This window comes from Streptomyces sp. NPDC107562, from assembly GCF_055657325.1.
Window position 1 is genome coordinate 136,382 of sequence record NZ_JBVKBE010000007.1, and the last position, 24,108, is coordinate 160,489.

A 24,108-nucleotide genomic window follows, 5' to 3' on the forward strand; every position below is an offset into this window, starting at 1 on the left:
GGACGGGCCAACGCATTTCTCCCGCCCGGCTCCGCGCCCTCGCACCCGCACGGCCCCTAGGGGACGGGGCCTCGCGCCTCCTCCCCCCTCGGCTCCACCGCTCCCTCTCAGGGGCTACCCCGGGGCCGCGAAGGTTCGGTCCCGAGACCGATGCCGCTTCCGGGGTGCGAAATCCACCATGGACATATGAGTGCAGCGACTTTCACCCCGGCCCCCGCCCCGCACCGCCCCTCCGGCGCGACGGCCCTCACCGGCAGTCACCGGCATCGCCTCGGCGAAGCCCTGCGTGCCGTGCGGGTGTTCGCGGGCGCCGCGTTCGATGTGGTCATCCTCGGCGAGTACGGCGAGGAGGCGGGCGTCCGCCGCAAGTGAGCGTCTAGTGTCACGACGTGACGAGACGACCACGCTCGGCAGCGCCCGTGACACTCCTGGCCGTCTCCGCGGCGGCCTTCGCCGTCCTGTGCGTCGTGCACCGCCCGGCCATGGCCGACGCCCTGGTGTACCGGGCCGAGGGCGCGGCCGTCCTGCACGGCCATGACCTCTACGGCTTCACCGTCACCCGGTGGCGCCTCCCCGCCACCTATCCGCCCTTCGCCGCACTCCTGTTCACCCCCGCCGCCTGGATCCCCGTAGCGGCTCTCAAGGTCGCCTTCCTCGCGGCGAACATGCTGCTCACCGCCTGGTTGGTGCACCTCTCCGCCCGGCTGGCCGGCCGCCCGCTGCGCCTTCCCGCCCTGTGCGCGCTCACCGCGCTCGCCCTCTGGCTGGAGCCGGTGTTCCAGACCCTGCTCTACGGCCAGATCAACCTCGCCCTCGCCTGCCTGGTCCTGTGGGACCTGACCCGACGGGCCGGCGCTCCCGGCAAGGGCGTGGCCGTGGGCATCGCCGCCGGCATCAAACTGACCCCGGCCGTCTTCCTCGCGTACCTGCTGCTGCGCGGGAGATACCGGGAGGCCGCCGCCGCGACGGCCGCCCTCGCGGCGACCGTGGCCGTCGGCGCGCTGGTGCTCCCCGCCGCCAGCGCGGACTTCTGGCTGCGCCGCCTCTACGAGACCCACCGGGTGGGCAAGCCCTGGATCATCGACAACCAGTCGCTCCAGGGCCTGCTAGCCCGCGCCCTCGGCGACCCGGCGCCGGGTTCCGCCTGGCTGGCGCCCGCGCTGGTGGTCGCAGTCGCCGCCCTGTGGCTGGTCCACCGCACGCCGGACGACCGTCACGCCCTGCTCCTGACGGCCGTCACCGCGCTGCTGGTCTCACCGATCAGCTGGTCCCACCACTGGGTGTGGTGCGTCCCCGTCATCGCCGTGCTGCTGGCCGACGGCCGCAGCCGGCTGGCCCTCGCCGTGGCCTTCCTGTTCACGGCGCGCACCATGTGGCTCGTACCGCACCACGGCGACCTGGACCTTCAGCTCCCCTGGTGGCAGCAGCCGCTGGCCTCGCCCTACCCGCTGCTGGGCCTGGCGGCGCTGACCGCGGCCGCCCTGCGCACGCTGCTGGGGCGTCAGCTCCCGGCGAGCAGTTCGTCGGCGTCCATGATCCGGTACGCGTACCCCTGCTCCGCCAGGAACCGCTGGCGGTGGGCCGCGAAGTCCTGGTCGATCGTGTCGCGGGCGACGACCGAGTAGAAGTGCGCCTGGTGGCCGTCGGCCTTCGGGCGCAGCACCCGGCCCAGCCGCTGGGCCTCCTCCTGCCGCGAGCCGAAGGTCCCGGACACCTGGATGGCGACGGTCGCCTCCGGCAGGTCGATGGAGAAGTTGGCGACCTTGGAGACGACCAGCACGCTGATCTCGCCCTCGCGGAAGGCGTCGAAGAGCTTCTCGCGCTGGGCGTTGGACGTCTCGCCCTTGATCACCGGCGCGCCGAGATGCTCCCCCAACTCGTCGAGCTGGTCGATGTACTGCCCGATGACCAGGATCTGCTGCCCGGCGAACCGGCGCACGATCGCCTCCGTCACCTTGCGCTTGGTCTGGGTGGTCGAGCAGAAGCGGTACTTCTCCTCGGGCTCCGCCGTGGCGTACGCCAGCCGCTCGGAGTCCGTGAGGTTGACCCGGACCTCCACGCAGTCCGCGGGCGCGATGTAGCCCTGCGCCTCGATCTCCTTCCACGGCGCGTCGAACCGCTTCGGCCCGATCAGCGAGAACACGTCGGACTCCCGGCCGTCCTCCCGCACCAGCGTCGCGGTCAGGCCCAGCCGCCGCCGCGCCTGGAGGTCGGCCGTGAACTTGAAGACGGGTGCGGGCAGCAGATGCACCTCGTCGTAGACGATGAGCCCCCAGTCACGGGAGTCGAACAGCTCCAGGTGCGGGTAGACACCCTTCCGCCGGGTCGTCAGCACCTGGTAGGTGGCGATGGTGACGGGCCGGATCTCCTTCTTCGTCCCGCTGTACTCGCCGATCTCCTCCTCGGTCAGCGAGGTCCGCTTCACCAGCTCGTGCTTCCACTGCCGGGCCGAGACGGTGTTGGTCACGAGGATGAGCGTGGTGGACTTCGCCTGCGCCATGGACCCGGCGCCGACCAGCGTCTTGCCGGCACCGCAGGGCAGGACGACGACCCCGGACCCGCCGTGCCAGAAGTTCTCGACGGCCTGCTTCTGGTACGGCCGCAGCGCCCAGCCGTCCTCGTCCAGCTCGATGGGGTGCGCCTCGCCGTCGACGTACCCGGCGAGGTCCTCGGCGGGCCAGCCCAGCTTCAGCAGCACCTGCTTGATCTGGCCGCGCTCGGAGGGGTGCACGGCCACGGTGTCCGGGTCGATGCGCGTGCCCACCAGCGGCGCGATCCGCTTCGAGCGCAGCACCTCCTCCAGCACCGGGCGGTCGGTGGTGGTGAGCACCAGCCCGTGCGCGGGGTGCTTGCTCAGCGTCAGGCGTCCGTAGCGGTCCATCGTCTCGGCGATGTCCACGAGCAACGCGTGCGGCACCGGGTAGCGGCTGTACTCCACCAGCGCGTCCACGACCTGTTCGGCGTCGTGGCCCGCGGCACGCGCGTTCCACAGGCCGAGCGGGGTCACGCGGTAGGTGTGGATGTGCTCCGGCGCGCGCTCCAGCTCGGCGAACGGCGCGATCACGCGACGGCAGTCGTCGGCGCGCTCGTGGTCGACCTCCAGCAGGAGGGTCTTGTCGGACTGGACGATGAGTGGACCGTTCACGTACGTGCATTCCTTCCGCGCGGGCCAAACGTCCAGTGTGCCTGATCGTTGTGCACGGCGTGCAGGACATCACCAGTGCCTCGTCCCCGCCGTCCACCACGCTCGGCTACGCGCTGTTCGCCACACGCTGGCTGCAGGCTCCGCTGTACTTCGGCCTCGTGGCCGCGCAGGGGGTGTACGTCTACAAATTCTTCAACGAACTCTGGGCCTTAATTCTCCGGTGCGTGACCGGACAGGCGACAGAGACCTACGTCATGCTCGCCGTGCTCAAGCTCGTCGACGTCGTCATGATCGCCAATCTGCTGATCATGGTGATCGTCGGCGGCTACGAGACGTTCGTGTCCCGCATCGGCCTCCAGGGCCACCGCGACCAGCCGGAATGGCTGTCCCACGTGAACTCCAACGTGCTGAAGGTCAAGCTGGCCACCGCCATCGTGGGCATCTCCTCGGTGCATCTGCTCCAGATGTTCGTGGACGTCCACCACACCCCCCGGCACTCCCTGCTGTGGGGCACGGTGATCCACATGGCGTTCATCGCCTCGGCGGCGATCCTGGCGTACATGTCGGGGCCGATGGCGGCGCAGGCCGAGCGCGCCCACCACTCCGCCCACCAGCCACCGCAGGAGCGGAGCACCGGGGGCGGACCGCCCGAGAAGGCCGTCATCCCGGCCCAGCGCGACCAGGCGCCGAGCGCCGAGGAACGGCTGCGGGCCGCCGGGTTCCCCGCCCGCCGGCTGCTCGAGGACTTCGACGCCGAGCACCTGAGGTCCTTCGACCGCGAGGCCGTGGCCCGGCTCGGCAAGCTGGACTTCGTCACCGCCCGCCGCAACGTCGTCTTCGCCGGGCCGCCCGGCACGGGCAAGACGCATCTCGCACTGGGCCTCGGGGTGCGCGCCTGCCAGGCGGGGCACCGGGTGCTGTTCGCGACCGCCGGCGAGTGGGCGGCGCGGCTGACGGGGGCGCACGCCGACGGCCGGCTCACCGACGAACTGCGCCGCCTCGACGCCTACGCGCTGCTGATCGTGGACGAGGTCGGCTACCTGCCGTTCGACCCCGACACCTCGCAGCTCTTCTTCCGGCTGGTCGCGCACCGCTACGAGCGGGGTTCGCTGATCGTGACCGCCGACCGCCCCCCGGCGCGGTGGGACGAGGTGTTCGCCGGCCCCGCCGCCCCGGCGATGGTGGACCGGCTGGCCCACCACGCCGAGATCGTCCGCCTCGACGGGGACAGCTACCGGACGCGCCGGGCTACCTCGGAATGGGCAGGGTGAGGTTGTTGACCAGCGGCTGGGCGAACACGTGCCCGTCGATGTTGACGAGCGGCTCGCCGGCCTGCGCGACGGGCAGCGGCAGCGGCGCCGCCGAGGCCTCGGGCGCGAGCGCGGCGACCAGGGCGGCCACGGTCACCACGGCGGCGGCGGAGACGGCGATGGCGGAGTGGGCGCGGGCGGGGAGCTTGGAACGCATGGGGCGGTCAAGGCCTTTCCGGAGATCTGGCGGGGCGGGCCGGGCCCGGGACGCGGGACCCGGCCCGAGGGACGCGCGGCGCGTCAGATCTGCGGCGTCTCCAGCACCAGTCCGGCGACGTCGATCGCGATGGCAGCGGCCTGGGTGGTGAGGGCGCCGAGCATCACGGCGGTGGTGGTCAGCACGGCGGCGACACGACGGGCAGCTCGCATGGGTGTTTCCTTTCGGATGTGCTCGCCCGGGTCCCCTGCGTGGGCCGGCCCGGGCTTGATCAGGACTCCCGGTGGCTGCCCGGCGCACGGCACGGCGATGCGGGAGGTTCCCCAAGCTCCCTCATGGGTGGGAAGTGTCCGGCGTGGCGTGCATGGATCGCGGCGTACCCCCGCAGGGGTGAGGGCCTAGGACAGGCCCTAGTCCTCCGCCAGTTCCGCCACGCCCGTGATCCGGTGCAGGGGATAGGTGCGGACCTCGTCCGCGGTGTGGTCGTAGGCCGTCACGAACCCGCCCTCCACCCGCACCGGGGCGATCACCCGCTGGCTGGCGGCGCCCTCGGCGTTGACGTACCCGATCCACAGGGTCTGACCGGTCAGCACGGCGGCCTGCATGGTGGCCAGGGTCTCGGCGGAGCCGGTGCGCGGCAGACCGCGGCCGGCGGCGGGCTCCGGGGACTTCCGCGGCGTCGTCGAGGCCAGGTCGCCCGCCCGGATCGCGCGGATCGCGGCGGCGAGCAGCGTCGCGTCGGGCGCGGGCGGGCCCTCGGGGACCGGCTCGGGCGGGGTGCGCGGCGGGGTGCGGTGGGCGTGCGCCCGCGTGATCAGCACGTCGCCCTCGGCGGATTCGGCGGCGGGCGCGAAGCCCATCGCGCGCAGCCCCTCCAGCAGGGCCGCCGGGTCGGCCTGCGCGGCCAGCACGGTCGGCGCGAGACGGCGCAGCCGCAGTCCGGCGGACCGCTTGTCGGCGAGGATCTCGCTCAGCATCGCGTCGTCGTCGCAGCGCACGTAGGCGGAGGCGGCGCCCACGCGCAGATGCCCGTGTCTGCGCGCCACGTCGTCGATCAGGTACGCCAGAGGCTGCGGCACCGGCGTCCGGGAGTGCTCGGTGAGGAAGGCGTGCAGGTCGGAGGCGGCGCGGCCGGCGTCCAGGGCGCGGCGTACCGAGGCGGGGGTGAAGCGGTAGACGGTCGCGCCGCCCTTGGACTCCACGTCCGCGAGCACGCCCAGCGTGTCGGCGAGGTGCCGCTGCAGGGGGCCCGGCGCCACCGCCGTCAGATCCGCCTGGAGCAGCACGTGGTCCAGCGGCTCGGGCAGCAGCGGGGCGAGCAGCCGGGCGGCCGTCGCGGAGGCGACGGACTGCTCGGCCGGGGCGAGGGGCGTCAGACGCGGGGCGGGACGGTGGTGCACGGGCAGCTTGTCGCCGGGGCCCTCGGGCTCCTCGGCGGGCGTGTGCACCGGCGCGTACGCCCCGAGCAGCGCCCGCCCGTGCGCGGAGAGCGCCCCTCGTCCGGTCACGCCCAGCAACTCGGCCTCGGACAGCGCCCACCGGGCGAGCCGCACCCGCAGGTCGGCGTCGGGGCCGGTGTCCCGCTGCGGATCACGTTGCGGGTCCCGCTGCTGGTCGCGCCGCAGCGGACGCTCCCACCGCAGTCGCGCCAGCACCGACTCGCCCGTCGGGGCCGCTCCTTCCGGCAGCTCCGCCAGCAGGCCCAGCACCCGGTGCCGCACCTCCTGGGCGGCCGAGCGGTCGAGGCCCGGACCCAGGGCGGCCAGCGCACGGTCCTTGGTGTCCCGGCCGCCCACGAGCCCGGCCGTCCGGGTCCCCGTCAGCCAGGTCTCGGCCAGCCGGACCCAGCGCGTGCCGGCGGGCTGCTCCAGCCACTCGTCGTAGGCGGGGGTCGCCGCGTACCGCTCGTCGGCCTCGCCGTCCGAGGCGATCAGGCCCGCGGCGTAGGCCAGTTCGACCCAGAACGCCGCGACCGGTTCGGACACGTCGAGCGCGACGGCGGTCCGCTTCAGGTCACGGACGCTGAGGCCGCCCGCCCGCAGTACGGCGGGGCCGCCCTCGTCCCAGTCCTTCAGCAGCTCCTCGACGGTCGCCAGCGTGGTGTACGCCTGCCCGGCCGCCGTGGCGTCCACAACCTGTGGACGGTGCGTGGCCGCCGCCTCCACGGGCGGGGCCAGCGGCTCCGGCACCCGGTGCGCCCGGCCGGCCCGCAGATGCAGGGCGACCTCGCGGGGGAGCACGACCGTGCCGGGTGCCGTCGGGAGCAGCAGCCCGCGGTCCAGCAGCCAGCGCAGCCGGGGCGCCGGATCGGCGGTGACCTGGCCGTACGGCGGGCCCCACACGAGCCGTTCCAGCACCTCCACCGAATCGGCCGGGGCCTCGTCGAGCAGCGCGGACATCCGGGTGCGGTCGGTGAACAGACCGGCGAGCGCGGCCGTCGCGGAGACGGCGTCGTGCGTGGAGGGCAGCCCGGCGGCCGTGACGAGGTCCTGGATCCGGCCCGGCGACATCCCCGCCGTCGCCTCCTGGACGGTCGGGCCCAGTCCGGTCGGGGACGGATGCTGCGGGGTCGGGGCGAGCAGTTCACGTGCCGTGCGCACCAGGCGCAGCCGGTCGTCGGGACCCCACACCAGGGCCTGTTCGCGCAGGATGGCCAGGCCGCGGGGCAGGGCGGCGGTCACGAGGGGGTCGCCGTCGTCGCCGGCCATGAGCCCGAGCAGTTCCGGGTAGGTCGCCGGGTCGGCCGCGACGGCCAGCGCCTCGGCGGTCTGGAGGGCGAAGCGGTCCAGGCGTTCCAGGGCGCGGACCACCGAGGCGCGGGTGCCGGCGCGGGTCGCGAGCTGGGTCAGGTCGGTGGGGACGGGCGTGATGAGATCGGGCCGGGCGCGCAGGAGCGCGGACAGCGAGTCGTCGTCCCGCGCGCGAAGCGCCTCCGCGAGGGAACGCGGGGCCGCCGGCTTCTCCTCGGTGCTCATCCGGTCCACGGTAGCGGGTCGGAGGTCGGCCGGGGCCGACCGCCGGTGCCCCGGCAGGTGCGGCGGCGGCCGCCCGTGGCCTCGGGCGTGCCGCCCTGCGCTACCGTCGTGCGCTACGGGGGAAACCGGCACACCCGCCCCGGAGGGGACAGCGTGGGGATCGAGAGCGACAAGGTCGTCTACGAGTATCTGAGCCGCGTCGGTGACGTGGCGCAGCAGCGGCAGCTTCCCTCCGCGACCCGGATGCGCCTGGTCTCCCAACTACGCGACGAGATCGGTCGACGCCGTGCCAGGTCCGTCGTCGACAGCCCCGCCGCCGTCCGCCGCATCCTGTCCCGCCTCGGCAGCCCGGACGACGTCGTCGACGCGGCCGGGAACGGCACGGTGGAGATCCGGGCCGCCGAGGTGCCCGAGCCGGGGGCGGGGCCGGAGGCGAAGGCCAGGGGGTTGCGCAGGGTCGTGCCGCGGCCCCGGCCCGCCGAACGGGAGGAGCCGCCCCCGGCGACCGCGGCTCCCGCCCCACCGCATCGCGCGGGCGAGGACGAACTCGGCGACAGCGCCGCCCAGCCCGACTGGTGGCGCGTGGACAGCAGCCCTTTCGGCATCGGTGACAGTGTGCCCGGGTTCACCGGGGGCGTGGAGATCCCGGAGCTGCTGAGGCCGCCGGAGAGGGAGACGGCGAAGGAGCCCGAGAAGGGGACGGGGCCTGGGAAGGGGAAGGGCGTCGTGGCGGGGCCGGTGGAGGACAGCGCGCCGGCGGCCGAGGGGGAGTCCGGCGTCGGCGGGGCCGCGGCGCGGCGACGGTTCCTGCCGTCGCCCGGGCAGTGGAACAACCCGCTTCTGCTGCTCGCCGCCGCTCTGCTGGTCGCCGGTGCGGTGCTCGGCAGTCTGCTGCCGCTCGCCGTCGGCTGGCTCATCGCGTATGCCTCGCGGCGGCTGACCAGGTGGGAGATGAAGTGGGCGGTGATGGTCCTGCCCGGTGCGGCTGTCGTCGCCGGATTCGGGTGGCTGTGGGGCAGGCTCGACGGGCGCTGGGGTGCGCCGGTCGCCGAGGGGCAGATGAACGCGGCGCTCTCGGAGACGTGGCCGTGGGTGGTGCGGGGGGCGGCGGTGGCGTCGGCGCTGTTTCTGGTGTGGCGGTCACAGCGGAAGGGGTGAGCCGGGTTTCGGTGCGGCGCCGTCGTGGCTTGTCGCGCAGTTCCCCGCGCCCCTGAGGTGGTGGGGGGTGCGGTGTGTGGTGTGGTGCGGCGCCGTCGTGGCTTGTCGCGCAGTTCCCCGCGCCCCTGAGGGAGTGGGGGGTTGCGGTCGTTGGTGTAGTGCGGCGCCGTCGTGGCTGGTCGCGCAGTTCCCCGCGCCCCTAGGGGGGCGTCCCTGGGGGCGTGTCTCGGGAGGGGGTCGTACCCCGGTCATTCGGGTGGGTGGGGGCTCGGGACAATGGGGGGCATGACCTCGCGCCCGTTCACCGTCGGCTTCGACCTCGACATGACGCTCATCGACTCCCGCCCCGGCATCCACGCCTGCTACACGGCGCTGGCCGCGCGCACGGGGACGTACATCGACGCCGATCTCGCGATCACCCGGCTGGGCCCGCCGCTGGAGGAGGAGCTGCGGCACTGGTTCCCGGCGGACGAGGTCGCCGCGATCGCCGACGTCTACCGGGCGATGTACCCGGACATCGCCATCGCCGCCACCCCGGCCATGCCCGGCGCGCACGACGCGATGGCGGCGGTACGGGCGGCCGGGGGCCGCACGGTCGTGGTCACCGCCAAGTTCGAGCCCAACGCCAAGCTGCACCTCGCCCACCTCGGCATCGAGCCCGACGCCGTGGTCGGCGACCTCTGGGCGGAGGCGAAGGCGGCGGCGCTGCGCGAGCACGGCGCGACGGTGTACGTCGGCGACCACACCGGCGACGTCCGTGGCGCCCGCGCCGCCGGAGCGCTGTCGGTGACGGTGGCGACCGGCCCGTGCGACCCCGAGGAACTGCGGCTGGCGGGCGCCGACGCCGTGCTGACCGGCCTCGGCGAGTTCCCGGACTGGCTTTCGGCCTATCTCGACGCTCCGCGCGCCTGACGTCGGCCCGCCGCGATCGCCTGGAGCATCCCCGCTCCGGCGATCAGGAAGCCGACCCCCATGAGCATGCTCAATCCGAACATGTACGTCGGAAAAGGCGTCGTACCGAGGAACAGCGGAGCCACTGTGACCAGAGTGGCCACGGCTCCGAGGAGGAAGACGACGGCACCGGCACGGATCAGTCGGTCACCGGGCCCGGTGGAATTCGGTTGGGTTTTGTCACGCACCGGACCAGGGTAGTTCCCAGCGCGAAGGAACAACCGGGCGACGTCTTGTCACCGGCCTGAAGACCATTAGCCTTGGTACCGGCGGGTCACGGACGACCCGCCCAAGTGCTATCAAGAGCCGTTTCAGAAGCAGTTTTCCGACGAGTACGAGGACGAGGACAGACGTGCCTACCGGCAAGGTCAAGTGGTTCAACAGCGAGAAGGGCTTCGGCTTTCTCTCCCGTGACGACGGCGGTGACGTCTTCGTCCATTCCTCGGTTCTCCCCGCCGGAGTCGAGACGCTCAAGCCGGGCCAGCGCGTGGAGTTCGGGGTCGTCGCCGGGCAGCGCGGCGACCAGGCCCTCTCGGTGACGATCCTGGACCCGACCCCGTCGGTCGCGGCCGCCCAGCGCAAGAAGCCGGACGAACTCGCCTCCATCGTGCAGGATCTGACCACGCTCCTGGAGAACATCACGCCGATGCTCGAAAAGGGCCGTTACCCCGACAAAACCTCCGGCAAGCAGATCGCCGGTCTGCTGCGCGCGGTCGCCGACCAGCTCGACGTATAAACGCTTCTACGGGAAATCCAGCGCATCCGGGCCGAGGGGCGGAACGAGCCCCTCGGCCGCCGCACGTGTGAGCAGACCGCGTACGGCCGCATAGCCGTCCTCACCGAGACCCGCGGTGAATTCGTTGACGTAGAGGCCGATGTGCTGCTCGGCGACGGCCGGGTCCATCTCCTGGGCGTGCGCCATGACGTACGGGCGGGACGCCTCGGGGTTCTCCCAGGCCAGGTGCACGGACGTGCGGATGGCGTCGGCGAGCCGCGTCAGCCGGTCCGCCCCCAGCGACCGCTTGGCGATGATCGCGCCCAGCGGGATCGGCAGCCCGGTGGTGCCCTCCCAGTGCTCGCCCATGTCGGCGAGCTTGTGCAGGCCGTAGTTCTGGTACGTGAAGCGCGCCTCGTGGATCACCAGGCCCGCGTCGACCTTCCCGTCCCGCACCGCCGGCATGATCTCGTGGAACGGCATGACCACGATCTCGCCGACCCCGCCGGAGAGCGTATCGGCGGCCCACAGCCGGAACAGCAGGTACGCCGTCGACCTCTCGCTCGGGACCGCGACCGTACGGCCGGTGAGGTCGGTGCCCGGCTCCCGGGTCAGCACCAGCGGGCCGCAGCCCCGGCCCAGCGCGCCGCCGCACGGCAGCAGGGTGTAGGTGTCGAGGACGTAGGGCAGCACAGCGTAGGACACCTTCAGCACGTCCAACTCGCCGCGCTCGGCCATCCCGTTGGTGATGTCGATGTCCGCGAAGCTCACGTCGAGCCCCGGCACGCCGGGGACCCGGCCGTGGGCGAGGGCGTCGAAGACGAAGGTGTCGTTGGGGCAGGGCGAGTACGCGATGTGCAGTCGGCTCATGCCGTTCTCCAACTCTCCAGTACGGGGGCGAGCTTCCCGAAGCCGTCCGAGAGCGCTGCGAGTGCCTCGCCGATCCGCCAGGCGGCGCGGTCGCGCGGGCCGACGGGGTTGGAGATCGCGCGCAGCTCCAGGACGGGCGTGCCGTGCGCGGCGGCGGCCTCGGCGACCCCGAAGCCCTCCATGGCCTCGGCGAGGGCACGCGGGTGGCGTGCCCGCAGGACGGCGGCGCGGGCGGCGGTGCCGGTCACCGTGGAGACGGTGAGGATCGCGCCGGTCCGGGCTCCGGTGGCGGTCGCCGCGTCCCGTATGAGTGCTTGCGGCGGACGGTGGGTGACGGTGCCGAATCCCAGTTCGGTGACCGGGAGGAAGCCCTCGGCGGTCTCCGCCCCCAGGTCGGCGGCGGTGATCTCGTCGGCGACGACCAGCGACCCGACGGGTGCCGGCGGGGCGAAGCCGCCCGCGATGCCGGCCGAGACGACCAGGGCGTAGGGGCGGTCGCGCAGGGCGGCGGCGGTGAGGGCGGTCGCCGTCCGGGCCGCGGCCAGGGCGGGGCCCACACCGGCGGCCAGCAGGTCCGGTCCGCCCGGGAGGCGGTGCACGGCGCCCGCGCCGGGCAGCGGGACCTCGGTGGCGGCGCCCGGGAACGCCCGTGCCACCGCGTCCCGTTCGGCGGGCACCGCGGTGGCTACGAGGATCCTTGCGGTGGACGTGGTCAGGCGTCCTTCTTCAGCTTGAACGACCACAGGCCGGTGACGTCCTGCTCGCCCTCCTTGATGGAGACCAGCGTGGAGTTGCCCTGGGCGCCGTACTGCGCGTTGAAGAACACGCTGCCCGGGATGGTCCGGTAGGTCTTGGTGCTGGCGTCGGTGAGCGGCTGGCCGTTCATCAGGATCGTCCAGCCCTGGTCCGCGATCTTCGGGTCGACCCCGAAGCGGACGGTCTCGTCGGGGTCGACGGAGATGGTCTTGATGCCGGTGTCCTTCAGGCACCCGGCCAGCTCCGTGGTCTTCAGGGCGGCACCGTCGTCGTAGCAGCTCGCCTCGGCGCTGACCGAGCTGGAACCGACGGTGATCGTCGACATGGGCGACGGCTTGTCGCACGCCGACAGGACGAGCAGTCCGGCGGAAACGGCGCCGGCGGCGGCGACGGCGCGGCGGCGTCGCACAGCGGATTGCGTGGTCATGGGCGAAGGCTATCGGGCAGGCCCGGCCGCCTCCCCATGCGGGGTACGGGGCGTGCCGTGGGTTAGGCCACTCGCGGTCGGCTGCGCCCGCCGTGACGCGCGGAGCTGAGCAGGCCGCGGACGGTGGTCAGCCAGCCGGCGGCGAGCACGACGGCGGCCACCGACATGCCGAGGGTGCCGTTCAGCGGCAGGGCGATGCCGATCGCGCCGCCCAGCACCCACGACATCTGGAGCAGGGTCTCCGAGCGGGCGAACGCCGAGGTGCGCACCGGTTCCGGCACGTCCCGCTGGATCAGCGCGTCCAGCGACAGCTTGGCCAGCGCCTGCGCGAACCCGGCCACCGCCGCCAGGCAGGCCACCAGGAAGGCGCTGAAGAACAGCGCCGCCGTGACCGCGACGGCCAGCTCCACCGCGACGACCGTCACGATGATCAGCTCCGGCGCGCGCGCCTTCAGCCACGCCCCGACCGCCGTGCCGAGCGCGTTGCCGACCCCGGCGGCGACCGCCACCATGCCCAGTGACACGGCGGCGCTCTGTCCGGCCAGCGGGTGCTCACGGAGCAGGAACGCCAGGAAGAAGATCAGGAACCCGGCCAGGCAGCGGATCGCCGCGTTGACGCCGAGGGCGTGGGTGACCGCGATGCCGACCGTGCGCAGACCCGGCCGCTTCACGGGCTTGCGGTGCGGGCCGTGCAGATGTGCCTCGTCCGCGGCGAGCAGCGCCGTGTCCTCGCCCTTCGCCGAGTCGACCGTGTGCGGCAGGGTGAAGGAGAGAACCGTTCCGGCAATGAAGATGACGAAGGCGCCGTAGAGCGGCCAGCGCGGGCCGAGCGCCTGGAGCCCCGCCCCGATCGGCGCGGCGACGCCGGTGGCCAGCAGGCCGCCGAGCGTGACCCGGGAATTGGCCTTCACCAGGGAGAACCGAGGTGGCAGCAGCCGGGGCACGACGGCGCTTCTGACCACGCCGTACGCCTTCGAGGCGACCAGCACGCCGAGCGCCGCCGGATACAGCTCGATGCCACCGGTGATCACCGCGCCCGACAGCACCAGCGCGAGCAGCGCCCGCGCCAGCATCGCGCCCGCCATCGCCGCGCGCCGGCCGTGCGGGACGCGGTCGAGCAGGGGGCCGATCACGGGGGCGAGGAGGGTGAACGGCGCCATCGTGATCGCCAGATAGAGCGCCACACGGCCGCGCGCCTCGTCGGTGGGGACCGAGAAGAAGACGGTGGAGGCGAGGGCGATCGTGATCATGACGTCGCCCGCGCCGTTCACGGCGTGCAGTTCGATCAGTTTGCCGAGGCCGGACTCGCCGGCGCCGTGCGCGTGCGTGGCCTTGCGGATTCCGCGGGCGGTGCCGGTCACCGGGAAGTGCAGAGCACGGGCGAACGAGCGGAGCCGGCCGCCCGTACGGCCCGCTCCGCCGCCTCGGTTGTGCCCCTTGACTCCGCCGGTCCCGGAGGTGCCTTGGGGCGACCTTGCGGTTGCCACGACGTTCATAGTGCCCTGAGATGGGCGTCAGTAGTGCGGTTCCGGCGCGTATGGACGCGCACTTAGTGGCGATCATGTCCCGTCGGTGTAGGCCCAGCGGCGGTGAAGGGGTAGCGTGCGTAGCGCGCCGTGGCGAACGTTCTCGGCCGCGCGCCTCTCGGCCATCCCGCAGAATGGATGACACAGGTGCGCCCGAGCGCGACAGGGCGCGGACGTCGACGCGGTCCCCAGGTCCGCTCCGTCCGGCCCGTCGCCTTCAGGCTGGCGCACCGAGCGACGGCGTAGGAGAGAAGCGATACCTGTGAGCGCAGCGACAACGCGAAGCCGCACCACCGACCGCCTGTGCGCCGAGGCAGTGGACCTAGCCCGCGCCGCGGCCGAGGAGGCCGCCGCGCCCGGGGTGGTCGGGGAGCACTCGGGTCTGGTCTCCGAGGGCGACCGCGTTGTCACGCACTTCTTCGAGTGCAAGGAACTCGGGTACCGCGGCTGGCGCTGGGCGGTGACCGTGGCACGGGCGTCTCGCGCGAAGGTGGTGACGCTGGACGAGGTGGTGCTGCTGCCCGGTCCGGACGCGCTGCTCGCGCCCGAGTGGGTGCCGTGGAGCGAGCGGCTGCGGCCCGGCGACATGGGGCCGGGCGACCTGCTCCCCACGGACGCCGAGGATCTGCGCCTGGAGCCGGGCTGGACCGGCGAGGAGGTGCCGCTGCCGAGTTCCGCGGTCTCCGAGGACATGGCCGAGCTGGTCGAGGCGGAGGACGCGGAGGTCGCCGGCGGACCCCCGGCCACCCTGCCGGCGGTGCCGACCCGGGGCTCCATCGCGGCGGTCGCGGAGGAACTGGGCATGCGGCGCGCCCGGGTGCTGTCGCGGTACGGCCTGCATGTGGCGGCCGACCGCTGGGAGGATTCGTACGGGCCGAAGACCCCGATGGCGCAGGCGGCTCCCGCCTCGTGTGTGACCTGTGGCTTCCTGGCGCCGATCGGCGGGTCGCTGGGGCAGGCCTTCGGGGTCTGCGCGAACGAGTTCTCCCCGGCCGACGGCCGGGTGGTGTCGCTGGCGTACGGGTGCGGTGGGCACTCCGAGGCCGCGGTGATGCCGAAGCCGCCGCAGCCGGCACCGCCGGTGATCGACGAGACGCGGGTGGATCCGTTCCCGCTGCGGCCCGCGCGCGACTCGGGGTCCGTGCCGGACGTCTCCGACGAGGCCACGGCGGAGCTGGGGCACTCGTAGCTCCGGGGAACCCGCCTCAGGGGCCGAGCGGGCTTGCTCCCCGGCGCCCGGCGGGCCGGGAGTCGTGCCGGTCATCGCTGTCCGTCGGGCGCGATACCTTCTCCTCACGGCGATGAGGAGAGTCAACGTGAGCAAGTTCGTGCGGCCCGCTGCCGAGGGTGCCGATCCGTTCGGGACCGCCCGGCTGCGGCGCGGTGTCCTGGACGCGTGGGCCACCAGCCCGGCCCGTTTCCGCGAGGACGCCAACGCCGAGGAGGACCTCGTCCTCGGCGGCTACCGGGACCGGCTCGTCGTCGAGCTGGCGCAGAACGCCGCCGACGCGGCCGCCCGCGCCCGCGTCCCGGGCCGGCTGCGTCTCACGCTGCGCGACGACGTCCTCGTCGCCGCCAACACCGGCGCCCCGCTGGACGCGGCCGGCGTCGAGTCGCTGGCCACCCTGCGGGCCTCCGCCAAGCGGGACACCCCCTCGATCGGCCGGTTCGGCGTCGGCTTCGCGGCCGTCCTCGCCGTCACCGACGAGCCCGCCGTCGTGGGCCGGCACGGCGGTGTCCGCTGGTCCCTCGCCGAGGCCCGCGACCTCGCCGCCGAGACGGCCCGCCACAGCCCCGGCCTGGGCGACGAGATCCGGCGCCGGGACGGCCACGTACCGCTGCTGCGGCTGCCGTTCGCCGCCGAGGGCACCGCCCCCGACCGGTACGACACCGTCGTCATCCTGCCCCTGCGCGACACGGCGGCCGCCGCTCTGGCCGAGCGCCTCCTGCAAGCCGTCGACGACTCCCTGCTGCTCTCCCTGCCGGGGCTGGAGGAGGTCGTCGTCGAGATCGGCGCCGACGCGCCCCGCACCCTGCGCCGCCGCGCCGAGGACGCGCTGACCGTCGTGGAGGACTCGCGGGACGGCACCCGCCGGTGGCGCACGGCCGCCGCGCACGGCGCGCTCACGCCCGAACTGCTGGCCGACCGGCCGGTCGAGGAGCGGCTGCGCCCGCACTGGTCGGTCACCTGGGCCGTGCCCGTGGACGGCGACGGCACCCCCGCCCGCCCGCGCACCAGCCCCGTCGTGCACGCCCCCACGCCCAGCGACGAGCCCCTGGGCGTGCCCGCGCTGCTGATCGCGTCGTTCCCGCTGGACACCACCCGGCGGCACGCGGCCCCCGGGCCGCTGACCGACTTCCTGGTCGCGAAGGCCGCCGACGCCTACGCCGAACTGCTCGCCGACTGGCGGCCGGTGACCGAGGGGATCATCGACCTCGTGCCCGGACCGCTGGGCAAGGGCGAGCTGGACGGGGCGCTGCGGCAGGCCATCCTGGAGCGGCTGCCCCGCACGTCGTTCCTGCCCCCGGCGCCGGCTCCGGCCCCGGCCGGGGCGGACGCCGACGAGGACCTGCCCGAGACGCTCCGGCCGCGCGACGCCGAGGTCGTCGAGGGCGCCGGCGCCGACACCGTGCGGGTGCTCGCGGAGGTGCTGCCCACCCTGCTGCCCGCCGGTCTGGAACGCCGGGTGGAGCTGCGGACGCTGGGCGTCGCCCGGGTCCGGCTGACCGACGCCGTCGACCGGCTGGCCGGGCTGGAGAAGGAGCCCGAATGGTGGCGGCGGCTCTACGACAGCCTCGCGGGCGTCGACCCCGACCGGCTCACCGGCCTGCCCGTGCCGCTCGCTGGGGGCACGTCCCAGGCTTTCGGCTCCGGGGGAGGCCGGACCACCATCGGGCCCCGCCACGTGCTGCTGCCCAGCCCCGGCGCGGTCAGCGTCGACCCCGCGACCCTCACCCGGCTCGGCCTCAAGGTCGCCCACCCGGACGCCGCGCACCCGCTCCTGGAGAAGCTCGGCGCGCTGCCCGCGACACCCCGCGCGGTCCTCACCACCCCGCAGGTGCGAGCCGCGGTCGCGGCCTCCCTGGAGGACGAGGGCGCGCTGTCCTGGGAGGAGGACGCGCCGGACGCCGAGGAACTGGCGGAGACCGTCCTCACGCTGGTCCGCGACGCCGGTCTGGAACCGGGGGACGAGCCGTGGCTCGGCGCCCTCGCCCTCCCGGACGAGGACGGGGAACCGGCGCCGGCCGGGGAGCTGGTCTTCCCCGGCAGCCCCTTCGCCCAGATCATGCGCGAGGGCGAGCTCGCCTACGTGGACGCGGAGTTCGCCGAGCGCTTCGGCGAGCAGCCGCTGGCCGCGTGCGGGGTGCTGGTCAACTTCACCCTGGTGCGCAGCACCGACGTCGTCCTCGACCCGGACGAACTGGAGCCCCGCGAGGGGGAGTACGCCGAGCCGGACGACGCCGGGCTGCTGGACGCGGTGGACGTCTGGTGCGAGGACATCCTCGACCGTTTCCCCGACTCCCCGGTGCCGCCGGTCGCCACCGAGCTGGTCGCGGTGCGGGACCTGGACCTCGTGGACGACGACAAGTGGCCGCAGGCCCTGGCGCTGCTCGCGCAGCCGCCGCTGCGGGACGCGCTCACCCAGCCGGTGCGGATCCTGCTGCCCGACGGCACCCATGAGGTCGTACGGCCCTACACGGCCTGGTGGTTGCGCGGGCATCCGGTGCTGGACGGCCGCCGTCCGGCGGGTCTGCTCGCCGCGGGCGGCGACCCGCTGCTGCGGGGCCTGTACGACGAGGCGGACGCGACCGGGTTCGACGACGAGCAGGTGCTGCGGGCGCTGGGCGTGCGCACCTCGGTGGCGGCCCTCTTGGACGAACCGGGCGGCGGCGCCGAGCTGCTGGACCGGCTCGCCGACCCCGAGCGGCCGGTCACCGGTGCCCAACTGCACGCCCTCTACGGGGCGCTGGCCGAGCTGGACCCCGAGCAGGTGACCCTGCCCGACGACCTGCGCGCCGTCGTCGACGGCCGGGTCGAGGTCGTGGACGCGACCGGCGCGGTGGTGGTCGACTCGCCGGACCTGCTGCCCTTCACCGAGGGCGTGCCGCTGTTGCCGGTCCCGCCGGCGCGGGCGGCCGAGCTGGCGGAGCTGTTCCAGGTGCGGCGGCTGAGCGAGTCCGTCACCGGCGAGGTCGACTCCGAGGGCACCGAGCACGACGTACCCGAGTCGGTGCGCGTCCTCCTGGGCGCGCGGACCCCGTCCTCGTACGTCGAGCACGACGAACTCGTCGTCGACGGCGTCGAGATCGACTGGCGCGTCACCACCGACGGCGTCCTGCACGCGGCGACCCTGGAGGGGGTCGCGGCGGGCCTCGCCTGGGCGGCGGGCCAGTGGCCGCGCCGCTTCGAGGTGGCCGCCCTCCTGGAGGACCCGTCCCGCACGGAGGAACTGGCCCGGGACCGCTGGTTCGACTGAGGGGCGCCCGCCCGTCGAGGGCGCCCGACCGTGAAAGTCCGAACACATTTTCCTCACCGGTCCTACAACCATCCGCCCCCGCGGCGGGTCTGATCGCGTGAGTCAACAGACTCCACGATGACTTGGGCCTCGTCGCGCTCACGCGCCGCCGCAGGGAACGAAGGGCAGCGAGGCCCCTCTCCTCCATGGGGAACACACACATGCGCATACGAGCCACCGTGGCCGCCGTCTCCGGCGCCCTGGCCCTGTCCGCCCTGACCGCGCCGATCGCGCAGGCCGACGCGGACGGCGTCGAACTGGACCGTCCGAGCATCGCCGAGCGCTTCGGCACTCCGTCCGCCAAGTCGTCCGCGCGCGTCGGCGTGCAGGCGGTGCCCACCATCAACGCGGTGACGATCAACTCCAACACGAGCATGGTCGTCGGCACCGGCGCCAAGACGATCAAGGTGTACGTGAAGGCCAGCCACCCGAGCGGCATCTCGGACGCCTACATCGACCTGTGGCACGGCAGCGACCCCGAGTACGACATCGACGGCTACTTCCCGCCGAACGAGGAGGTCGCCTCCTGCACGGCCAGCAGCGCCACGACGTCGACCTGCAAGCTCACCCTCACCGCCACGCCCGGCACGACCGGCGACCTGGTGGGCAAGCTGTACAGCAACATCCTCGCCGGCACCTGGAACGTCTCCGTCGGTGTCGTGGCCAACAACAACGATGTCTTCTACACCGACTTCTACAAGACCCACAAGGTCCAGCGCGCCTCCGCGCTCACGGTCAACGCCAATCCGGAGCCGGTGAAGAAGGGCGGCACCCTCACCGTCACGGGCAAGCTGACCCGCGCCGACTGGCCGAGCCGCAAGTACGTCGGTTTCAGCGGCCAGAAGGTCGCCCTGCAGTTCCGCAAGTCCGGCCCCACCTCGTACGCGAACGTCAAGGGCATCACCGCCGCCACCGGCGGTGCGCTGAAGACCACCTACAAGGCGTCCTACGACGGCTACTGGCGCTTCAACTACTCGGGCATCGCGAGCACCGCGGCGATCAGCATCGCGGGTGACTACGTCGACGTGAAGTAGGCGACGGCTCGCCCGGGTGGGACCGGTACTCCACGAAATCCGCCAACTTCCCCCACCCGGGCAACCGTTCCCCGCACTCGCCTATCTGATCAGGAGAGCCAACAGGCTCCGAGATCACTCGCGACCACCTGGGGAACGCATGCGCATACGTGCCACTGTCGCCGCCGTCACCGGCGCCCTGGCCCTCTCCGCCCTCGCCGTACCGGCCACGCACGCCGCCGGCGGCGACGGCTTCGACCACCGCGAGGCGTTCGCGAAGATCAGCCGGGCCGCGCACAAGGGCGACCGTGCCCCCGGCGGGCCGTACGACATGGACGTCACCTTCTCGGACTTCAAGATCGCCAAGGCGCTCAAGCTCGGCTCGGGGACGCATTACTCCACGACGGTCACCTACAAGCTGACCCACGCCGCCGGGATCAACGTGAAGGCCGCGGACTTCCTGACGAACCCGGTCCTCTACCGCGGTGAGATCGACGCCCCGACCAGCGTCACCCTCGTCGGCGTCCGGCCCGCCACCTGCGCGGTCACCACCGCGACCACCGCCACCTGCACGGGCAAGATCGACTTCTACCCGCGCGAGGACCTGCTCAACTCCGACGCCGGCACCTGGAAGGCGGGCGCCGTCGCCGTCGCGCTCAACGGTCAGGACCCCGAGGGCCTGGAGTTCGACATCACCAAGGTCGGCTACGCCGAGCAGGGCGACCTCGGGACCACGCTGGTGCAGCGGGCCACCACGCTCTCCGTGGACGCCACCCCCGAGCCGGTGAAGAAGGGCAAGACCCTCACCATCACGGGCAAGCTCTCCCTCGCCAACTGGGAGACCGGCAAGTACGTCGGCTACGTGAACCAGTCGGTGGCCCTGCAGTACCGCAAGAAGGACGTCACGACGTACTCCAACGTCAAGGGCATCAAGACCAACAGCAAGGGCGAGCTGAGGACGACGGTCACGGCGTCGGCGGACGGCTACTACCGCTTCACGTTCAAGGGCAAGACGACCGTCCCGGCCGTCAACGCGACCGGCGACTACGTCGACGTCCAGTAGGCCCTAGGCGGGAAAACGGCGGTCGACCCCTCTCCAGAGGAACTCCAGGGCGACCGCCGCACCCGCGGCCATTCCCACCGCGATCCACGGCACGGTCATCCCCACCAGCTTCAGGGCGAAGAAGTCCTGCAGCCAGGGCACCACCAGTACCACCACGAACAGCGCGCCCATCGTCGCCACCAGCGCGACCCGCCACCAGGTGTAGGGCCGGGCGACGATCGCGAGCACCCACATCGCGATCAGGAACAGCGTCAGCGTCGCCGCGCTCGTCTCCGCCGCCAGCGCCCCCGGCCCGGTGTAGTACCGCTGGGCGATCAGATACGTGGCGAACGTGGCCACCGCGGCCAGCACTCCGCCCGGGACGGCGTACCGCATCACCCGAGGCACGAAGTTCGGCCTCGCCCGTTCCTTGTTGGGCGCGAGGGCGAGGAAGAAGGCCGGGACACCGATCGTCAGAGTGGACAGCAGCGTCAGATGGCGCGGCAGGAACGGGTACTCGACCTGCCAGCACACCACCAGGATCGCCAGCAGCACCGAGTACACCGTCTTGACCAGGAACAGGGTCGCCACGCGCGTGATGTTGCCGATGACGCGGCGGCCCTCCGCCACCACCGACGGCAGCGTGGCGAAGCTGTTGTTCAGCAGCACGATCTGCGCCACCGCCCGGGTCGCCTCCGAGCCCGAGCCCATCGCGACCCCGATGTCGGCGTCCTTCAGGGCGAGCACGTCGTTCACGCCGTCGCCGGTCATCGCGACCGTGTGCCCGCGGGACTGGAGCGCCCCGACCATGTCCCGCTTCTGCTGCGGGGTGACCCGCCCGAACACCGTGCCCTCGTCCAGGGCCCCGGCCATCTCGTCCCGGCCTGCGGGCAGGCCACGCGCGTCCACCGTGGCACCGGTCAGCCCCAGCTTGCCGGCGACGGCCCCGACCGACACCGCGTTGTCGCCGGAGATGACCTTGGCGGCGACGCCCTGGTCGGCGAAGTAGCGCAGGGTGTCGGCGGCGTCGGGGCGCAGCCGCTGTTCGAGCACGACGAGGGCGGCGGGCTTGGCGTCCCGGGTGATCCCGGGGGAGTCCAGCTCGCCCGAGACGCGGGCCAGCAGCAGCACCCGCAGCCCCTGCTCGTTCAGCCGGTCGGTCTCGGCGAGGGCGGGGTCGTCCTCGCCGAGCAGGACGTCGGGCGCGCCGAGGAGCCACGTACTGGACTCGCCGTTGCCCTCGCTGAAGGCGGCGCCGCTGTACTTGCGGGCGGAGGAGAAGGGCAGCGCCTCGACGCAGCGCCAGTCCTCGCTGTCCGGGTAGGCGTCGATGATCGCCCGGAGGGAGGAGTTGGGGCGCGGGTCGGACTCGCCGAGGGCGCCGAGCACCTGCCGTACGTAGGCCTCGTCGTTGCCGTCCAGGGTGCGCAGCTCGGTGACGTCCATGCCGCCCTCGGTGAGGGTGCCGGTCTTGTCGAGGCAGACGGTGTCGACGCGGGCCAGCCCCTCGATCGCGGGCAGTTCCTGGACCAGGCACTGCTTGCGGCCGAGCCGGATCACGCCGATCGCGAAGGCGACGGAGGTGAGCAGCACGAGGCCCTCGGGGACCATGGGGACGATGCCGCCGACGGTGCGGGCGACGGAGTCCTTGAAGTCGGTCTCCTTCACCACCAGCTGGCTGATGATCAGGCCGATGGCGGTCGGCACCATCATCCAGGTCACGTACTTGAGGATCGTGGAGATCCCCGAGCGCAGCTCGGACTGGACGAGGGTGAAGCGGGACGCCTCCTCGGCGAGCTGGGCGGCGTACGCCTCCCGCCCCACCTTGGTCGCCTGGAACGCCCCGACCCCGGCGACCACGAAGCTGCCGGACATGACCTCGTCCCCCGGCTGCTTGACGACCGGGTCGGCCTCGCCGGTGAGCAGTGACTCGTCGATCTCCAGTCCGTCGGCCTCGACGCACGTCCCGTCGACCACGACCTTGTCGCCCGGCCCGATCTCGATCAGGTCGTCCAGCACGATCTGCGCGGTGCCGACCTCGGTGGCCACCCCGTCGCGCCGCACGGTCGGCCGCACCTCGCCGATCAGGGCCAGCGAGTCCAGGGTCTTCTTCGCGCGCCACTCCTGGAGGATGCCGATGCCGGTGTTCGCGAGGATGACGAATCCGAACAGGCTGTCCTGGATGGGCGCGACGACCAGCATGATCGCCCAGAGCACACCGATGATCGCGTTGAAGCGGGTGAAGACGTTGGCGCGGATGATGTCGGCCATCGACCGGCTGCTGCGCACCGGCACGTCGTTGACCTGTCCCCGGGTGACCCGCTCGGCGACCTCGGCGGCGGTCAGCCCGGTCGTGCGGGAGGGCACGCGCGAGGGGTGCACGGGGTCGAGACCGGCGCCCGCGTCGATGTGCGTCATGCATTCGACGGTACGTGCGGAACTACGGCTTCACCTGCCGAGTGCGGGGAAGATCCGACCTGGGGAGGACCGCCATGGTTCCGTGGTCGTACGGCAGTCGTACGGGGCCCCTACGGCGCGGTGCCCGCGCTTCGCCGTGCGGTGAACAGCAGGTACTCCCACTCCATGACGGTCGGTCCGCTGCCCGCCGCCCTGTCGTGCCGCCGGGCGAGGTCCGCCAGGTCGCGGTCGAGGGCGTCGAGGCGTTCCGGGTCCTCCGCGTGTGCCCGGTAGACGGCGAGCACGGGACCGTAGCGCTCCTTGAAGTAGTCCCGGAACCCCTCGGGCGTCTCGAAGCGGTCGACGAGGACGGTCCGGCGCTCGGCGCTCACGTCCGTCACCCGGTCACTCAGCAGCGCCCGCACATGGTCGGGGTCGCCCCACAGCGGGGCCGGCTGCGCGCCGGGCGGAGGGGGCGGCGCGTACGGCTTGAGCGCGGTCAGCAGTTGTCCCAGGAAGCCCTCGGGTGTCCAGCTCAGCAGCCCGACGGTGCCGCCCGGCCGGCAGACGCGGACCAGTTCGTCGGCGGCGGCCTGGTGGTGCGGGGCGAACATGACGCCGACGCAGGAGAGCACGGTGTCGAAGTCGGCGTCCGCGAAGGGCAGGGACTCGGCGTCGGCCTCCCGCCACCTCAGGTCCACGCCGCTCCTGTCGGCCATGAGGCGTCCGGCCTCCAGGAGTTCGGGGGTCAGATCGCAGGCCACCACGTCCGCGCCGGCCAGGGCCGCCGGGATCGCGGCGTTGCCGGTGCCGGCGGCGACGTCCAGCACCCGGTCGCCGGCCTTCACCCCGCACGCCTCGACGAGCAGCGCCCCCAGCCCCGGGATGATCTCGGCGGCGACGGAGGGGTAGTCGCCCGAGGCCCAGATCGCCCGGTGCTTGGCCTTCAGGGTCCGGTCCGCCTCGGCGGAGTCGCTCTGCTGTGCCATGGCGCTGCTCCTCACCGGGTCGGCCACGGCCGGGCGTCGCCGCCGTGACGCTCGGCGGCTGCCGGTTCGGCCCCGCCGTCGCGGCCCGTCGTCCGGGCCCCGCCGTTCCGCCCGCCGTTCTCCGCCTGCCGTTTCAGCCTGGCACGAGGTGGACGTCGCG

At 73.2% G+C, this 24,108-nt stretch carries 20 protein-coding genes and 1 pseudogene; 10 read left to right on the forward strand and 11 right to left on the reverse strand.

The window, feature by feature from the left end; all coding sequences use genetic code 11:
- Window positions 1-186 precede the first annotated feature (186 nt).
- On the forward strand, window positions 187-372 hold the full coding sequence (locus ACZ7LV_RS20930; RefSeq protein ID WP_365451729.1) for a hypothetical protein: 186 nt from the start codon (window positions 187-189) through the stop codon (window positions 370-372).
- A gap of 17 nt (window positions 373-389) precedes the next feature.
- Window positions 390-1,481, forward strand: a pseudogene (locus ACZ7LV_RS20935) (glycosyltransferase 87 family protein); the annotation flags it as partial.
- Window positions 1,482-1,501: 20 nt separating this feature from the next.
- On the opposite strand, the gene ACZ7LV_RS20940 reads toward ACZ7LV_RS20935, so the two are convergent.
- A complete protein-coding gene (locus ACZ7LV_RS20940) occupies window positions 1,502-3,145 on the reverse strand; it encodes a DNA repair helicase XPB (protein ID WP_471941187.1) in 1,644 nt (547 codons plus the stop codon).
- A gap of 59 nt (window positions 3,146-3,204) precedes the next feature.
- Here ACZ7LV_RS20940 and istB point away from each other — a divergent pair, with 59 nt between their 5' ends.
- The gene (gene istB / locus ACZ7LV_RS20945; protein WP_471941189.1) at window positions 3,205-4,416 is read left to right on the forward strand and encodes an IS21-like element helper ATPase IstB; all 1,212 of its coding nucleotides are present in this window, start codon (window positions 3,205-3,207) and stop codon (window positions 4,414-4,416) included.
- Here the strand turns inward: istB and ACZ7LV_RS20950 are convergent.
- The 3 genes from ACZ7LV_RS20950 to ACZ7LV_RS20960 form a co-directional block, all read right to left on the reverse strand.
- On the reverse strand, window positions 4,394-4,612 hold the full coding sequence (locus ACZ7LV_RS20950; protein ID WP_471941191.1) for a hypothetical protein: 219 nt from the start codon (window positions 4,610-4,612) through the stop codon (window positions 4,394-4,396). The two genes, istB and ACZ7LV_RS20950, sit on opposite strands and share 23 nt — an antisense overlap.
- Before the next feature lie 83 nt (window positions 4,613-4,695).
- Window positions 4,696-4,824, reverse strand: a complete 129-nt coding sequence (locus ACZ7LV_RS20955) for a hypothetical protein (RefSeq protein ID WP_365451735.1) — start codon at window positions 4,822-4,824, stop codon at window positions 4,696-4,698.
- 198 nt (window positions 4,825-5,022) lie between these two features.
- On the reverse strand, window positions 5,023-7,587 hold the full coding sequence (locus ACZ7LV_RS20960) for a helicase C-terminal domain-containing protein (RefSeq protein ID WP_471941192.1): 2,565 nt from the start codon (window positions 7,585-7,587) through the stop codon (window positions 5,023-5,025).
- Between the two features lie 153 nt (window positions 7,588-7,740).
- On the opposite strand from ACZ7LV_RS20960, the gene ACZ7LV_RS20965 reads away from it, so the two are divergent.
- The gene (locus ACZ7LV_RS20965) at window positions 7,741-8,745 is read left to right on the forward strand and encodes a hypothetical protein (RefSeq protein ID WP_471941194.1); all 1,005 of its coding nucleotides are present in this window, start codon (window positions 7,741-7,743) and stop codon (window positions 8,743-8,745) included.
- Window positions 8,746-9,030: 285 nt separating this feature from the next.
- Window positions 9,031-9,657 (forward strand): HAD family hydrolase, encoded by a 627-nt coding sequence (locus tag ACZ7LV_RS20970; protein ID WP_471941196.1) that lies wholly within the window; start codon window positions 9,031-9,033, stop codon window positions 9,655-9,657.
- Here the strand turns inward: ACZ7LV_RS20970 and ACZ7LV_RS20975 are convergent.
- Window positions 9,633-9,884 carry a hypothetical protein gene (locus tag ACZ7LV_RS20975; protein WP_471941197.1) on the reverse strand — a complete coding sequence of 84 codons (252 nt, stop codon included), beginning with the start codon at window positions 9,882-9,884 and terminating at the stop codon, window positions 9,633-9,635. The genes ACZ7LV_RS20970 and ACZ7LV_RS20975 overlap by 25 nt on opposite strands.
- A gap of 164 nt (window positions 9,885-10,048) precedes the next feature.
- Between ACZ7LV_RS20975 and ACZ7LV_RS20980 the strand changes: the two genes are divergently transcribed.
- The gene (locus tag ACZ7LV_RS20980) at window positions 10,049-10,432 is read left to right on the forward strand and encodes a cold-shock protein (RefSeq protein ID WP_015659627.1); all 384 of its coding nucleotides are present in this window, start codon (window positions 10,049-10,051) and stop codon (window positions 10,430-10,432) included.
- A gap of 6 nt (window positions 10,433-10,438) precedes the next feature.
- Here the strand turns inward: ACZ7LV_RS20980 and ACZ7LV_RS20985 are convergent, their stop codons facing one another.
- The 4 genes from ACZ7LV_RS20985 to ACZ7LV_RS21000 all read right to left on the reverse strand — a co-directional run bounded on the left by ACZ7LV_RS20985 (window position 10,439) and on the right by ACZ7LV_RS21000 (window position 13,951).
- A complete protein-coding gene (locus ACZ7LV_RS20985; RefSeq protein WP_471941199.1) occupies window positions 10,439-11,281 on the reverse strand; it encodes a 1,4-dihydroxy-6-naphthoate synthase in 843 nt (280 codons plus the stop codon).
- Window positions 11,278-12,024, reverse strand: coding sequence for a futalosine hydrolase (locus ACZ7LV_RS20990; RefSeq protein ID WP_471941201.1), 747 nt, complete (start codon window positions 12,022-12,024; stop codon window positions 11,278-11,280). Before ACZ7LV_RS20990 ends, ACZ7LV_RS20985 begins: the two co-directional genes overlap by 4 nt.
- Entirely contained in the window at window positions 11,994-12,464 is a 471-nt protein-coding gene (locus ACZ7LV_RS20995; RefSeq protein ID WP_401682273.1) for a DUF2771 domain-containing protein, read from the reverse strand. The genes ACZ7LV_RS20990 and ACZ7LV_RS20995 overlap by 31 nt, the downstream gene beginning before the upstream one ends.
- A 62-nt stretch (window positions 12,465-12,526) precedes the next feature.
- A complete protein-coding gene (locus ACZ7LV_RS21000) occupies window positions 12,527-13,951 on the reverse strand; it encodes an MFS transporter (protein WP_471941203.1) in 1,425 nt (474 codons plus the stop codon).
- A gap of 301 nt (window positions 13,952-14,252) precedes the next feature.
- Here ACZ7LV_RS21000 and ACZ7LV_RS21005 point away from each other — a divergent pair, with 301 nt between their 5' ends.
- The 4 genes from ACZ7LV_RS21005 (at window position 14,253) to ACZ7LV_RS21020 (ending at window position 20,583) form a co-directional block, all read left to right on the forward strand.
- On the forward strand, window positions 14,253-15,179 hold the full coding sequence (locus ACZ7LV_RS21005) for a DUF3027 domain-containing protein (RefSeq protein WP_471941204.1): 927 nt from the start codon (window positions 14,253-14,255) through the stop codon (window positions 15,177-15,179).
- A gap of 127 nt (window positions 15,180-15,306) precedes the next feature.
- Window positions 15,307-18,468 carry a sacsin N-terminal ATP-binding-like domain-containing protein gene (locus ACZ7LV_RS21010; protein ID WP_471941205.1) on the forward strand — a complete coding sequence of 1,054 codons (3,162 nt, stop codon included), beginning with the start codon at window positions 15,307-15,309 and terminating at the stop codon, window positions 18,466-18,468.
- Between the two features lie 200 nt (window positions 18,469-18,668).
- A complete protein-coding gene (locus ACZ7LV_RS21015) occupies window positions 18,669-19,541 on the forward strand; it encodes a calcium-binding protein (RefSeq protein ID WP_471941206.1) in 873 nt (290 codons plus the stop codon).
- Window positions 19,542-19,680: 139 nt separating this feature from the next.
- Window positions 19,681-20,583 (forward strand): hypothetical protein, encoded by a 903-nt coding sequence (locus tag ACZ7LV_RS21020; protein WP_471941208.1) that lies wholly within the window; start codon window positions 19,681-19,683, stop codon window positions 20,581-20,583.
- A 3-nt stretch (window positions 20,584-20,586) separates the two neighbouring features.
- Here the strand turns inward: ACZ7LV_RS21020 and ACZ7LV_RS21025 are convergent, their stop codons facing one another.
- Together ACZ7LV_RS21025 and ACZ7LV_RS21030 are read right to left on the reverse strand one after the other, a co-directional pair.
- Complete coding sequence (locus ACZ7LV_RS21025; protein ID WP_471941209.1) at window positions 20,587-22,980, reverse strand: HAD-IC family P-type ATPase; 2,394 nt, start codon at window positions 22,978-22,980, stop codon at window positions 20,587-20,589.
- Between the two features lie 110 nt (window positions 22,981-23,090).
- Window positions 23,091-23,948, reverse strand: a complete 858-nt coding sequence (locus ACZ7LV_RS21030; protein WP_471941211.1) for a class I SAM-dependent methyltransferase — start codon at window positions 23,946-23,948, stop codon at window positions 23,091-23,093.
- Window positions 23,949-24,108: the final 160 nt, after the last annotated feature.